Origin of the sequence: Algoriphagus sp., from assembly GCF_039969895.1 — a bacterium.
GTDB lineage: Bacteria > Bacteroidota > Bacteroidia > Cytophagales > Cyclobacteriaceae > Algoriphagus.
Map to the genome: position 1 here is coordinate 29,939 of NZ_JBDVMZ010000006.1, position 13,180 is coordinate 43,118.

13 protein-coding genes are annotated in these 13,180 nt (G+C 41.8%); 11 read left to right on the forward strand and 2 right to left on the reverse strand.

The window, feature by feature from the left end; genetic code table 11:
- Window positions 1–1,027 precede the first annotated feature (1,027 nt).
- Window positions 1,028–1,483 (forward strand): YciI family protein, encoded by a 456-nt coding sequence (locus tag ABJH64_RS02690; protein WP_348276883.1) that lies wholly within the window; start codon window positions 1,028–1,030, stop codon window positions 1,481–1,483.
- Here ABJH64_RS02690 and ABJH64_RS02695 read toward each other — a convergent pair.
- On the reverse strand, window positions 1,480–2,394 hold the full coding sequence (locus ABJH64_RS02695) for a glutaminase (protein WP_348276884.1): 915 nt from the start codon (window positions 2,392–2,394) through the stop codon (window positions 1,480–1,482). The two genes, ABJH64_RS02690 and ABJH64_RS02695, sit on opposite strands and share 4 nt — an antisense overlap.
- 392 nt (window positions 2,395–2,786) lie before the next feature.
- Between ABJH64_RS02695 and ABJH64_RS02700 the strand changes: the two genes are divergently transcribed.
- The 6 genes from ABJH64_RS02700 (at window position 2,787) to ABJH64_RS02725 (ending at window position 8,168) form a co-directional block, all read left to right on the forward strand.
- Window positions 2,787–3,134 carry a helix-turn-helix transcriptional regulator gene (locus ABJH64_RS02700; protein WP_348276885.1) on the forward strand — a complete coding sequence of 116 codons (348 nt, stop codon included), beginning with the start codon at window positions 2,787–2,789 and terminating at the stop codon, window positions 3,132–3,134.
- 12 nt (window positions 3,135–3,146) lie between these two features.
- Window positions 3,147–3,827: a hypothetical protein gene (locus ABJH64_RS02705; protein ID WP_348276886.1), complete on the forward strand. Its 681-nt coding sequence runs from the start codon at window positions 3,147–3,149 to the stop codon at window positions 3,825–3,827.
- Window positions 3,824–4,447, forward strand: a complete 624-nt coding sequence (locus ABJH64_RS02710; protein WP_348276887.1) for a hypothetical protein — start codon at window positions 3,824–3,826, stop codon at window positions 4,445–4,447. Before ABJH64_RS02705 ends, ABJH64_RS02710 begins: the two co-directional genes overlap by 4 nt.
- Window positions 4,444–5,133 carry a hypothetical protein gene (locus ABJH64_RS02715; protein WP_348276888.1) on the forward strand — a complete coding sequence of 230 codons (690 nt, stop codon included), beginning with the start codon at window positions 4,444–4,446 and terminating at the stop codon, window positions 5,131–5,133. Before ABJH64_RS02710 ends, ABJH64_RS02715 begins: the two co-directional genes overlap by 4 nt.
- A 159-nt stretch (window positions 5,134–5,292) precedes the next feature.
- Window positions 5,293–7,098: a translational GTPase TypA gene (gene typA / locus ABJH64_RS02720; RefSeq protein ID WP_348276889.1), complete on the forward strand. Its 1,806-nt coding sequence runs from the start codon at window positions 5,293–5,295 to the stop codon at window positions 7,096–7,098.
- 149 nt (window positions 7,099–7,247) lie between these two features.
- On the forward strand, window positions 7,248–8,168 hold the full coding sequence (locus ABJH64_RS02725) for a hypothetical protein (RefSeq protein WP_348276890.1): 921 nt from the start codon (window positions 7,248–7,250) through the stop codon (window positions 8,166–8,168).
- Between the two features lie 36 nt (window positions 8,169–8,204).
- Here the strand turns inward: ABJH64_RS02725 and ABJH64_RS02730 are convergent, their stop codons facing one another.
- Window positions 8,205–9,191, reverse strand: coding sequence for an aldo/keto reductase (locus ABJH64_RS02730; RefSeq protein ID WP_348276891.1), 987 nt, complete (start codon window positions 9,189–9,191; stop codon window positions 8,205–8,207).
- A 166-nt stretch (window positions 9,192–9,357) separates the two neighbouring features.
- Here ABJH64_RS02730 and ABJH64_RS02735 point away from each other — a divergent pair, with 166 nt between their 5' ends.
- The 4 genes from ABJH64_RS02735 (at window position 9,358) to ABJH64_RS02750 (ending at window position 13,179) form a co-directional block, all read left to right on the forward strand.
- The gene (locus ABJH64_RS02735) at window positions 9,358–9,750 is read left to right on the forward strand and encodes a Dabb family protein (RefSeq protein ID WP_348276892.1); all 393 of its coding nucleotides are present in this window, start codon (window positions 9,358–9,360) and stop codon (window positions 9,748–9,750) included.
- 52 nt (window positions 9,751–9,802) lie between these two features.
- Complete coding sequence (locus ABJH64_RS02740; RefSeq protein WP_348276893.1) at window positions 9,803–11,122, forward strand: S41 family peptidase; 1,320 nt, start codon at window positions 9,803–9,805, stop codon at window positions 11,120–11,122.
- 12 nt (window positions 11,123–11,134) lie between these two features.
- A complete protein-coding gene (locus ABJH64_RS02745; RefSeq protein WP_348299011.1) occupies window positions 11,135–12,736 on the forward strand; it encodes a sulfatase in 1,602 nt (533 codons plus the stop codon).
- Between the two features lie 101 nt (window positions 12,737–12,837).
- Window positions 12,838–13,179: a hypothetical protein gene (locus tag ABJH64_RS02750; protein WP_348276272.1), complete on the forward strand. Its 342-nt coding sequence runs from the start codon at window positions 12,838–12,840 to the stop codon at window positions 13,177–13,179.
- The last annotated feature ends 1 nt before the right edge of the window (window position 13,180 follow it).

A 13,180-nucleotide genomic window follows, 5' to 3' on the forward strand; every position in this document is an offset into this window, starting at 1 on the left:
CTCAAGCTTGTTCCATAGCAGCGGCATAAATACAAGCCGGCATAGCCTCAGTCCTTCCATTTCTTCCTCAAAGCTTTTACCCCATGAAGCTATGAGATCATCAGGCAGACGACTTGTATCACTAGCGGAACATCTGATGATATTTAGCCAAGACTAATCTTTTTAGCTTAAACAAATTAAGCTCTCTCTAAACCGCTAGCATCAATCAATTAATCAGATACTTATATGAATTCAATTAAAGTCAAACTTACTAACTTGACGCAAAGATTTTAGTCTTTTAGAAAAGACTCAACCGTACAGGGATATTACCGTACAGTAGAAAATTCTGTAAAAAAAATGCTTAGCATCGCGGTGAAATCAGGCAGAATTTCTGCGATTTCCCTTAGGACATGAGGTCCTGATAGGATGGAATTTTTTTACTTGAGAAAGTATAAACACCAAGCTTAAAGCTTCACAATTGTACTGTTTTTAAAAATAAAGGACCTCTGCCTGACTAGGTTTTCCCACATGTAAAATTGCTAACTTCGATAGTATGACCTCAAGAAAACCACTGGTAGCAGCTATGAATTCCAATAGCAAAATGCTAGGGCAATTAGCATTTTTTAGGTAAAAGCAGGCCCTAGGATATTACTCACTTCGCCCCGATCCCGTCCCAATTTGAGAACCCAGAATCATCTGAAAAAGTCATAAATGTAATCCAAACCTCATTCACATAATTGGGTTAAAAAGTGCCATTTTCATGCTGTTGAATTTTCCGGAAAGCTGTAGATTTTTACTACCCATTTACACGAAGTTCCAAACCTTTTTTGCTTAAAAAAACCAGTGGAAAAGCTGAACATTTTCTTTTCTCAAACAGGAATTCAATCTGCAGAATTCGATCTTTTTGCGCGTATAATTTTCGACAACCAATTCTTAAAATCACTGGAACGAACAGGTGATATCTCCCCCATTTTTCCAAAAATAATTACCTTCATGACCAAGGAGCAAATCGAACGCTCTGGTACAAATCTTAAATTTCCCCTCTCTGATGAAAAAGCTATTCTTCGTGATCATGCTAGTCTTTGTTGCCAGCACTTATTCTTTTTCCCAAACTACTACTTACGACGAAAAACTCGCCAAAGAATTGGGAGCTGATGACTACGGAATGAAAAAATACGTGATTGCTTTTTTGTACCGAGGCGAGAGAGTCCAAGAATACACAGAAACCCAGCGAGCAGAAATTCAAGCGGGTCACCTCGCCAATATCAATCGATTAGTGAAAGAGGGCAAAATGGTCATGGCTGGACCTTTCTTTGGGAATGAGGAACTGCGGGGGCTGTTCTTTTTTGCGGTGGAGAGTCTGGAGGAAGCCGAGAACCTTACAGCTTCCGATCCAGCAGTCCAAGCTGGGGTGCTGAAAATGGACCTTAAAGAATGGTATGGCTCGGCAGCGCTGATGCTGATGACTGAAATGCACAGCAAGGTGGCCAAAGTAGAAATCTAGAATAAGGAGAACTTCAGTTTATCTGTCAAAAGCTCAAGAGCCCGGATGGCTTTCACTGAATTGCCTTTTTCGTTTAGCTCAGGACTCCAGACGGCTATGCTAAACTTATGCGGCATTACCGCAGCTACGCCTCCTCCTACCCCGGATTTGCCCGGCATACCCACTCGAAACGCAAATTCTCCCGCCTCATCGTAAAACCCACAAGTCAGCATCAAGGCATTGACGCGTCTAGCATTGCTTTCTGTTAGGATCTCGCGATTCGCAAAAATAGAATAGCCGTCATTGGCTAAAAAAGAGAAAGACCTGGCTAGGTCCACACAACTCATCTCTATAGCGCACTGGGAAAAATACACATCAAGAACCTCTTCAATCGGGTTGTTGAAGTTTTTGTAAGACTTGAGAAAATAAGCCATGGCGGTGTTTCTCTCGCCGTGGTTCTTCTCTGACCTCATCACCTCCTGATTGATTTTTACACAAGTTTGACCGGCAAGTTCATTGATAAAGTCAGTAAGCTGAACTAATGGATCGTCAAAATTGCTGCAAAGCGCATCGGTAATCACTAACGCGCCTGAATTGATAAAAGGATTTCTTGGAATGCCTTTTTCATATTCGAGTTGTGCGATGGAATTGAAAGGATCACCGCTAGGTTCCACATTCACGCGGGTCCAAAGTTTGGAATTGAAGGCTTTGAACACCATCGTAAGCGTGTGAACTTTGGAGATACTTTGGATGGAAAAAGGCTTCTGGTGGTCACCCACACCAAATACATTACCCTTTAAATCGACCAGAGCTATTCCAAACTGATCCGGATCCACCGTTGCGATCTCAGGAATATAGTCAGCGACTTTACCTTTTAAGTTTTCTGCTTGCACCTCATGGTACACTTCTTCAATAAGTTCCTGATAGTCCATGCTGGAAAAGTGTAGAAATTTGGGAGAGAAAGAAAGGGATTGAAGGAAATTGATTTGAAATAATAGCCCGATGTCCAATGTCAGGTGATCGGGGAAGTCACACTATACTTCAGTCTAAAGTATCATCTTAAATCCTAGCCTCAATAACTATGATTGATATCTATTTATTCACACCTAATATTCTTCTAATGATGCTTCAAAAGCATTGATTAAGAAACAAAACCTAGAATTGAGGCCGCATCGGTCATCCGTCAACGGTCATCCAGTCAATTTTATACTGTAAAAGCAGATACTCATCAATTCAAACTAATTATCAGAAAAAAACATGCATCAGAATCTTATGTATATAATTTTTCTATATATTTGACTTAGCTAGGTAATCCAGCGAAACGATGACAAATAATAATTTAATCAAAGGCTCACTACAAACGATCATCCTCAAGCTCCTGGAAGAGAATGAGCGCATGTATGGCTACGAGATCACCCAACGAGTAAAAGAACTGACTGCCGGTCAAATCAAAATCACTGAAGGAGCACTCTACCCTGCTCTACACAAATTGGAGGCTGAGGGATTGCTTAGCACCGAGATCCAGCAAGTGGATAACCGCGTGCGGAAATATTACAGCCTGACCAAAGACGGCCAAAAGGAAGTCACCAGCAAAATGTCTGAGTTGCAAGGCTTCGTGGAAAACCTCCAGCGAATCCTGACTCCAGACCTTAAACCTGGTTTTAACATTTGATTTTTTTTTAATATGAGACAACTTTCAGAACAGGAACTTGATCAGGTAAAAAGAGTTATTTCGGCGAAGGAATTGACTTCTGCGGAAATTCTAGTGGAGATCTATGACCATTATGTAAGTCATTTGGAGAGTTTTGAAAGTTCAGAATTCGAGGAGCAGCTTTTTGAATTGGAGCAGAAGTTCAAATACAGCTATTGCCATGCGCTTCAGGCAAAATTTCTAAAAGCTTCAAAAAAGGAGATATTCAACCTACAGTGGTCAATTTTTAAGTCTTACTTTACCTGGCCTAGGATTGTTGCTACGGCGGTACTTTTTTCTCTTTTACTTCTACTTTGGGGCAATATTGATAGCAGGACTAAAGGGATTACTCTCGTAATTCTAGTTTCAATTATTTTGATACTGTCAGGATGGATATGGTATAATTCATTTAAAAAAGTAAAGAAAATAAAGGCGTTAATAAGGAGTAAAAACATCATTCAATCTTCACTCCTTACAACTGTTATTATGCAACTCTCCCTTGTCACTTCCTCTTTGAATATGATGATAATGGTTCCGAAAATCCTTGGAGCACCAGATTTTTTTGAAAGCACTTACTTCTTAGTCTCAAGCTTCAGCTTGTTTTTTATTTATGTTAGCTACACCTTGACGCTTTTTGAAGCCTGGAAGATCAAATCTAAAACCGCACTGATATGAAACTATCCCTTTCCCAAATCGCCCAAATTGAATCCTCTCTTTCCAACGGTAACATCTTCTATGATGACATTAAAACAGAATTAGTAGATCACTTTGCAACTGAGATTGAAGAAAAGATGGACGGGAGCACATCCTTCGATATTCTGCTCCAAGAAAAACTTAATGGATTTGACCAGAAGAAATTTCAACGAACTCTCCTACTTCAAAGTCATGTAGGAATGCTGAAAACTATTTTCAAAAAAATGCTTTCTTTTTGGCTGCTCTTTAAAGTAGTGGTCATGACCTACATAATTGGGGGTATTGTTAATCTTTTCTCCACCTATACTCCTGAATTCGCAGAGCAGGTTTTGAAAACAAGCTCTATTTTAACATTTCTGGTGATTGCAATAGTTGGGTTGATAAGAACCAGGTTGCTGAAAAATTCTCAAATCGTAGCGGCTGTTAATACGCTCTTCATGATCGGCATGCTAAGTCAGTTTGTATTACAACTAGACTGGCTGCAATGGACAGGCCTTTCTAATCAAACCTTACTTTATGCATTTACTTTCTGGTTCTGCCTTTTGCTAGTGGTCGGATTCAGAGTTCTATCTAGGACAGCAAAAAGGGCCCAATTAACATGAAACTCTCCCCTTCTCAAATCACCACCCTCAAAAAGCTAATCTCCTACAAGGGCTATCCTGAGATCGATCTGCAATATGAGATCCTAGATCATGTGGCCTGCAAGGTAGAAGTGCTTTTGGAAGAAAAGCCCGACATGACACTCGAAGATGCTTTTCGCAAGGTCCACAGTGAATTCGGTATTTTCGGTTTCAGTAATTTGGCAGAGTCTTATACTAATAGTATAGAAAGGCGATACCGAAGATTTTTCTGGGAGGAGTTCAAATCAATCTTCACTAGTCATAGACTTTTCTATCCTGCTGCTGTAGGATTTATGCTGTATTGGCTGAGCGTCAATAGCACCCTATTTGGAGAACGTCTGAGTTTACCTGTTTGGGGTGGAGCTTTTACGGTACTAGCTATAATCTTCATCATCGCTAGGTATTGGAAGGCTAACAAATCAATGAAAAATTATGTATCCTACAGAAGTTCAATTCATTCATTTACATTCTTCAATCTAATGATGCAAATCAGCATATTTGGAATGCGCAGATTAGAAAATCCATACTACAATTTTGATTTTAGCCCCCAAAGTATTTTGACTTGGCTATCAATTCTGGCTATTTCCGCATGCTTTATATGTATCTTTTTAATCCCACATGTCCTCAAAAGATCCATCGCTGAAACCAGAAAACTTCAGGCGATCTAAGAATCCTAATTGATTTCTGCACTAGTACTACCACAAGTCCAACATTTTCAAAATCACTATTCAATTCGCGGTATTTCAGACTTTTAACCTTAGATTTTATAATTCCATAACCTTACTCCAAAATATTATTTGTACTTTTGCAGCCTCAATAAGCAAACCATGCAGAATATTCGGAATATCGCGATCATCGCACACGTTGACCACGGCAAAACTACACTCGTGGATAAAATCATCCACGCATCTAAGATCTTTAGAGAGAATCAGCAGTTCGACGACTTGATTCTAGACAACAACGATTTGGAACGTGAAAGAGGAATAACCATCCTTTCCAAAAACGTATCTGTACGCTACAGAGACACTAAAATCAACATTATCGATACACCTGGTCACGCCGATTTCGGTGGTGAAGTTGAGCGTGTATTGAAGATGGCTGATGGCGTGATTCTTCTAGTGGATGCGTTTGAAGGTCCTATGCCGCAAACTCGATTTGTATTGGGTAAGGCACTAGACCTTGGATTGACTCCTATTGTAGTCGTAAATAAGGTAGATAAAGAAAACTGCCGTCCTGACGAAGTTCAGGAATCAGTATTTGAGTTGATGTTCAACTTGGATGCTACTGAAGAGCAATTGGAATTCCAGACGCTTTACGGTTCTGCAAAGCAAAACTGGATGGGGCCTGATTGGAAAAACCCAACCGATTCTATTATTCCTTTGTTGGATGCGATCGTAGATCATATCCCAGCTCCGAAAATCGATGAAGGTACACTTCAGATGCAAATCACTTCTCTAGATTACTCCAGCTTTGTAGGTCGTATCGCAATCGGAAGAGTCAAAAGAGGAACGATCAAAGTAAATCAGCAAATCGCCCTGATGAAAGCTGATGGCTCGGTGAAGAAAATGAAGGTAAAAGAACTTCATACGTTTGAAGGTCTTGGCAAAGCCAGTGTAGAAGAAGCATTTGCAGGAGATATCTGTGCGGTGACAGGAATCGATGATTTCGAAATTGGTGATACCATTTCTGACGTGGAAAATCAAGAGGCTCTTCCAAGAATCTCTATCGATGAGCCTACGATGAATATGCTTTTCACCATCAACAACTCTCCTTTCTTTGGTAAAGAAGGAAAATTCGTGACTTCCCGTCACCTGAGAGATCGCTTGATGAAAGAAACTGAGAAAAACTTGGCACTACGAGTAGAGCCAACTGATTCTGAAGATAAATTCTTGGTTTACGGACGTGGTATCCTTCACTTGTCAGTTTTGATCGAAACGATGAGAAGAGAAGGTTACGAACTTCAGGTAGGTCAGCCTCAGGTGATCTTTAAAGAGATCGACGGTGTGAAATGTGAGCCTATTGAAACTTTGGTAGTAGATGTACCTCAGGAAACTGCCGGTAAAGTGATCGAACTAGCAACTCAGCGTAAAGGTGAATTGCTGATCATGGAGCCAAAAGGCGATCTTCAACACTTGGAATTCAATATCCCTTCCAGGGGCTTGATCGGATTGAGAAACAACATGCTTACTGCTACGCAGGGTGAAGCTATCATGAACCACAGATTCACTTCTTACGAGCCTTTCAAAGGAACTATGCCAGGCAGAACTAACGGCTCGTTGATCTCTATGGAAGGCGGACAGTGTACTGCTTACGCGATCGACAAACTTCAGGACAGGGGTACTTTCTTCGTGGATCCAGGAGATGAGCTTTACACAGGTCAGGTGATCGGTGAAAACTCCCGTGATAATGACATCGTGGTAAACGTGCAGAAAGGCAAGAAATTGACAAACATGCGTGCTTCAGGTTCTGATGATAACGTGAGAATCGTGCCAGCTAAGAAGTTCTCTCTGGAAGAGTCCATGGAATACATCCAAAAAGATGAGTACCTTGAAATCACTCCTAAGTCTATCCGAATGAGAAAAATCTATTTGGACGAAGGCGAAAGAACTAGAATGGCTAAGAAAGACGCTTAATAAGATATAAGCTTAATCAACTAGTAGAATCCCTCAGACGAAAGTTTGAGGGATTTTTTTGTACGTAGGGTAAGAAATAAAAAAACCCTCTCTCAACTAACTAGTAAATAGTAATTAATTTGATGGAATTCTAAAACACTTATAGCTTAATGAAAAATCTATTACTTCTTCTAATCATCCTAAGTATTACTTATGGAGTTTCATTGTCTCAGACGAAAAACGACAAACTCTTTCTGCAGCATGAAACCAAAGAGGTAAATGTGAAAGAGGTAAGTAATAACACCATCAAATACACTTACCCTGGGGAAGATGTTATTTATTCAATAAGCAAAACACTTGTGGACAAAATTGAATTCTCAAACGGCAGAGCTGAAGTTTTTGAAAGTCCTTTTCAGGAAGTCAATTCGATAATGGATGTTCCGAAGGTTTTTGTGACTTTCAATCCTACTGATGTAGAAGGTCTGGAGATCAAGGGTGATCTTTTCTCTAAAGCCGTAGGAGTAACTACCTTATCTAGCGTCAACAATGTAAATAATAGAGCACTTAAAAAGCTGAAAACAGAAGCTACCATGATGGGAGCAAATGTACTTTATATAGGCAATCAGTTTCAGCGTGGCAATCAATTCGGGAACGAATACACGCCTGGAAACAGCACGATGACCACTTACTCGGCTAAAGCTTATTCCTCAAATTCTCTAAACATTGCAGCGGCAAAAGAAATGATAGAAAACCATCAATTCTACCAGCATCAACGTATAGAGTTAGCAAGAAATGACTGGAACCCGACTTTTAAAGTTTTTCAAAGAGTAGATAAAGATCTTATGCCTATTCTTTTTGATTTGGGTGAAATAATTGAAAAAGACGGTGATTTATTTCTAGCACCGAAAGAATTCAAATTCAAAGGTGCACACCTTCAGGTGGTGAGAGTGGGGGATGATATGATCACGCTGATGCAAAGAACTGATAAATCTGTAGTGAATTATATCTTGCTATCAGACAATAACGAGCTTGTCAAAAATCAGATTAAAATGGTTCAGCAACGAAAGGAAAATAAAAACAATAAAAACTAAGCAAAAAAAACCGGATAATCATCCGGTTTTTTTACTCTACCAAAGCCCATGTACTTCCTCCCGGATGTAAGTATCGTAGATCTGTTTAACACCCAGCATTTGCTCATCAGTCAATGCCGGCAATTGTCCAGCAGTTACATTCGCTTCCAATTGGGAAGATTTGGATGCGCCCGGGATCACTACACTTACTTCCTCGTGCATCAATATCCAACGTAGCGCAAGTGCTGCCAATGAACCATCTCCTTTAAAAAGTTCTCGCAACTCCTCTACAGCCGGAAAAGCCTTTTCCAATGGAACTCCCGAAAAAGTCTCTCCCTTATCAAATGCTTTTCCCTCCCGATTAAAATAGCGGTGATCATCATGACAGAAGGTCGTTTCTTCGGTTATTTTTCCGGAAAGTAATCCACTCGCCAACGGAACCCGAACGATCAATCCTACCTGCTTTGCGGCAGCAGTACCAAAAAGCTCTTCCGCCGGCTTCTGTCGAAACATATTGAAAATCACCTGAACACTAGACACAATCTCATATTCCATCGCAGCTTTAGCTTCCTCCACTTTCTCCACACTCACACCCATGGCAGCGATTTTTCCTTCAGCTTTCAACTTTTCAAATAACCCAAAAATATCGTCCCGCTGATACACTGACGTAGGCGGGCAATGCAATTGAATCAGATCCAATTGATCTAATCCTGTGTTGCTCAAGCTATCTTCTACATGACGTTGGAGTTTCTCAGCCGTGTAGGTTTCGTCAATGTGTGGATGAATCCTCCTGCCGCATTTGCTTGCGACGTAAATCTTCTCCGATCTCTCCCGCACTGCCTTCCCCACAGCTGCCTCGCTAGCGCCTGCATCATACACATCAGCCGTATCTACGAAGTTGATTCCTTGGTCAAAAGCAAGGTGAAGAATCTCCTCGGCGACTTTTGGATCAAAAGGTTTACCCCAGCCACCTCCTACCTGCCAGGTTCCCAAACCAATTTCTGACACCTTCCAGCCTGTTTTACCCAAGGTTCTATAGTTCATAATGATGATGGTTTAGTGATAAAAAAGAGTTGAATCCCAAAGAGAAATCAAAATAAGACCTCATGATCTAAAACTAATTAAAATTTTTATCTTTAGAGCCACGGCTAATCCTGAATTTCTTCCGTTAGAAAAAGCCAAAACGCACGCAAACCCATCCTATATTTTCATGAAATCAAGACGACAATTTATTAAAACTATTGGCGTGGTAGGTGCCACCGCCGTATTACCTATAACTTCAATCGCTAATCAAATGGCTAAGCAAAAAATGATTCACCAAGTTTACTTTTGGCTTCACGACGAAGCAAATACCCAAGAATTCCTCACTGATGCTGTTCCTATGCTAGGCAGATGCAAGACCGTCGGCAAATTCATAGCCGGTACTCCGGCTGCCACTGAAAAACGTGACGTGGTCGATCACAGCTACCAAGTCGCCTGCACGGCATTTTTTGACAGCCTGGAAGATCAGCTCGTTTACCAGTCTGACCCGCTCCACCTGGAATTCATTGAGAAATATTCTCACATGTGGAAAAAAGTGCAAGTTTACGACATAGCTATCTAATACATCCAAAAGCACCTTTCACTCGTAGGTAACTACGCTAAAGCTAACCGATATGACTAATTCAAAGTGGATAGTAAGGAGTCTCATGTTCTTCTTCTTCTCCTGTGACCAGACTGAAGACATTATTCCTGAACCTCAGTCAGACCAAGTGAGAGGTGCTATTTTTGAATCCATGCAAGAATGGTACTACTGGAACACAGAACTTCCAGCTACTGTAAACACCGCTGATTACTCCTCAAACGAGGATTTTTTAAATGCCATTATCAACAAACCCCTAGACAGATTCTCTTACTTGACTACTCAGGAAGCTTTCAACAATGCTTTTGTGGGTAGAAATGCTGGCCATGGATTTGGGTTCGCATTTGATGCCAGCGAGAGGCTATTCTTGACCTTCGTGTACGAAGAGTCCCCTGCGGGAAAAGACGGCTGGAAACGTGGATGGGAAATCACCGCTATAAATGGTAAACCCATCGCTCAATACCGCAACAGCACAGGAGGCTATGACTTCCAGTTAGGGGCGCCCGATCCCGGAATCAGCAATTCCTTCACTTTCAAGCTGCCTGATGGAACTACCACTTCCCGAACAAACGTGAAGGCCGAGTATCAATCCAATTCTGTTTTGCATCAGGAAATCATCTCCCTAGCTGGCAAAAAAGTAGGCTACTGGGTGTACCAATCTTTCAAAGCAACTGCTGGTCAATCTCCTACCAAAAGCCTGGAAGTAGATGAATCGATGAAGTATTTCGAAGAAGCGGGAATAGATGAGTTGATCATAGATCTTCGCTACAATGGCGGCGGATCCGTAGCTGTAGCAGAGCAAATCAACAACTATTTGATCCAGGCCTCCAACAGCAACAAATTGATGTACACCAACAAACTGAATTCACTGAAAACAGAAAATCAAAAAAGTGTCAACTTCCGAAAAGCAGGAAATCTGAAGCTGGACAAACTCATCTTCATCACAGCCAGAGGCACCGCTTCGGCCTCAGAACTAGTAATCAATTCCCTCAGTCCGTATTTCGATGTCACCCTGGTCGGCGACAATACCTTTGGAAAGCCCGTCGGATCCTTCCCCCTTTCGCCCTACAACAATACTCTTAAAAACAATAACGTAGAGCTTGTACCCATCACATTTGCCATTGCAAATTCAGAAGGAAAAGCCGATTACTTTGATGGCTTCCCCGCTGACTTTGCCGTAGGCGACACCCCTCAGTTCAACTGGGGAAATCAAAATGACTTACGATTAGCCGCCGCGTTAATTGTCGTAGAAAATGGCTCGGTGGGAGGAAGACTACTCACTACCTACTACAGGCCCAAGTGGGAAATGATCGATCAATTCAGCGGGCTTCAGCAGGAATTTCCGGCGTATTAGCAAGCCTGGATCTTGAGTAAACCAGTTTGGAAAGCAAACCTGCACACGCTAGGTTTGCTTTTTCACTTTTCACTCAACCCCAACCTGATGTCCAAATTCTCTTCCGTACTACTTTCATTTTTGATTGGACTTTGCTTTTTACCTTCTAGCAGTGCCCAACCAAACCCTCTTCCTCCCAACATCATCGTTTTTCTGATCGACGACATGGGCTTGATGGATACCTCAGTTCCTTTTCTCACTGATGCCGAAGGTCATATCCTCACCTATCCACTCAATGAGTTTTACCAGACACCGAACATGGAAATCCTTGCTAGCCAAGGCATCCGATTCTCAAATTTCTACGCTCATTCGGTCTGCTCTCCTTCACGAACCTCAATGCTCACCGGGCAGAATTCCGCTCGCCATGGCGTGACCAACTGGATCCGATCGGAAGAGAATAACAGCACAGCTTTTGGCCCTGAGGATTGGAATTGGCAGGGATTGGACAGGAACTCCACCACGCTTCCGAGGATTCTGCAGCAGCACGGCTATAAAACTATCCATGTGGGCAAGGCTCACTTTGGGCCATTTAACTCTCCAGGTGAAGATCCGCTGAACCTGGGTTTTGAGATCAACATCGCTGGGAGCTCGATCGGTCAGCCGGGCAGTTACTTAGGTGAGGAAGGCTTCGGTCATACGGGAGGCAATAAATCCAGAGCAGTACCCGGACTGGAAAAATACCACGGCCAGGATATTTTCCTGACAGAAGCACTGACACTTGAAGCCAAAGCGGCTATTACCCAAGCTCATGAAGAAGGCAAACCTTTTTTTCTGAACATGTCTCATTACGCTGTGCACGCGCCGTTTTATTCAGATCCCCGCTTCGCGGAAAAATATAAGAACTCCGACATGCCTGAAAAAGCCAAGGCTTATGCCACGTTGATCGAAGGAATAGACAAGTCACTTGGAGATATTATAAAACATCTGCAGGAGCTGGGCGTGGGTGAAAATACGCTAATCCTTTTCCTTGGTGACAATGGGTCGGATGCACCCTTGCCAATTGAAGATGACTACAGCAGTTCTTCCCCGATCAAAGGCAAAAAAGGTAATCACTGGGAAGGGGGCATGCGTGTGCCATTTATTGCGGCCTGGGTGAGTACTGATCCTGATGAACCCATCCAGCAAAAAATACCCATCGCACAGAATACTATTCAACAACAACTAGGCAGTATCATAGATCTTTTCCCTACACTCCTGCAGCTGGCTGATATTCCTCTACCGGATTCGTATGAACTAGATGGCTTTAGCCTCCAAACACAGTTTATGGGCATCCTAGACACCACGCGGACCGAGCGATTTTTAAATCACTTCCCTCATGGCGATCATCGCTCGAACTATTTCACGAGTTTGGTCGATGGCAATTGGAAGTTGATCTATCATTATCCAATAGAAGGAGAGCCTGCTTATGAGCTTTTTAACTTGAAAAAAGACCCCTTCGAAACTGAGAATCTGGCAGACTCAAATCCTGAGCAGTTGAATAAAATGAGGAAAATCTTAGCTGAGGAATTGAGAGAGAAAAAGGCTAGTTTTCCAGAAGTAGGTGGAAGGCGATTGGAGCTAGTGATACCGGATTGAGAAATGAAAAACAGTTATTCTGCTTATCTCCATCGACTACTAAATTTGAAACTGCAGAGTAAGAGCGTATCGTTTTGCTCTAATGATTCGTACTAGAATTTATGAAAATCAACTTCCTTTTGTTACTTCTATTATTCTTGGCTTCTTGTGAAAAAGAGGAAACGCCTATCAATGAATTCAGAGTTGTTGTTGAAAGTACTGCTGATATTTCCTGTGGACTTCCTGTCATCAGATTTCTCGACAAAGAATCCGAAGTAAAGAGATTGACTGATTTCAATACACTAAGCTATAACGCCTATAGCCTAGACAATTCCCTGAACACTGCAGGTGATACCTTAATTATCCAATTTATCAAATTGTCAGACGAGAATTTTCGCATTTGCAACAGACTTGGAATTTCTTATCCAGGGATAAAAATCGTAAGTGCAAGACTTGCAGATTGAT

Coding starts and splice junctions, on each gene's coding strand:
- ABJH64_RS02690 (WP_348276883.1), top strand. CDS start 1,028: ATGAAAAAGCTATTCTTCGTGATCATGCTAGTCTTTGTTGCCAGCACT.
- ABJH64_RS02695 (WP_348276884.1), bottom strand. CDS start 2,394: ATGGACTATCAGGAACTTATTGAAGAAGTGTACCATGAGGTGCAAGCA.
- ABJH64_RS02700 (WP_348276885.1), top strand. CDS start 2,787: ATGACAAATAATAATTTAATCAAAGGCTCACTACAAACGATCATCCTC.
- ABJH64_RS02705 (WP_348276886.1), top strand. CDS start 3,147: ATGAGACAACTTTCAGAACAGGAACTTGATCAGGTAAAAAGAGTTATT.
- ABJH64_RS02710 (WP_348276887.1), top strand. CDS start 3,824: ATGAAACTATCCCTTTCCCAAATCGCCCAAATTGAATCCTCTCTTTCC.
- ABJH64_RS02715 (WP_348276888.1), top strand. CDS start 4,444: ATGAAACTCTCCCCTTCTCAAATCACCACCCTCAAAAAGCTAATCTCC.
- typA (WP_348276889.1), top strand. CDS start 5,293: ATGCAGAATATTCGGAATATCGCGATCATCGCACACGTTGACCACGGC.
- ABJH64_RS02725 (WP_348276890.1), top strand. CDS start 7,248: ATGAAAAATCTATTACTTCTTCTAATCATCCTAAGTATTACTTATGGA.
- ABJH64_RS02730 (WP_348276891.1), bottom strand. CDS start 9,191: ATGAACTATAGAACCTTGGGTAAAACAGGCTGGAAGGTGTCAGAAATT.
- ABJH64_RS02735 (WP_348276892.1), top strand. CDS start 9,358: ATGAAATCAAGACGACAATTTATTAAAACTATTGGCGTGGTAGGTGCC.
- ABJH64_RS02740 (WP_348276893.1), top strand. CDS start 9,803: ATGACTAATTCAAAGTGGATAGTAAGGAGTCTCATGTTCTTCTTCTTC.
- ABJH64_RS02750 (WP_348276272.1), top strand. CDS start 12,838: ATGAAAATCAACTTCCTTTTGTTACTTCTATTATTCTTGGCTTCTTGT.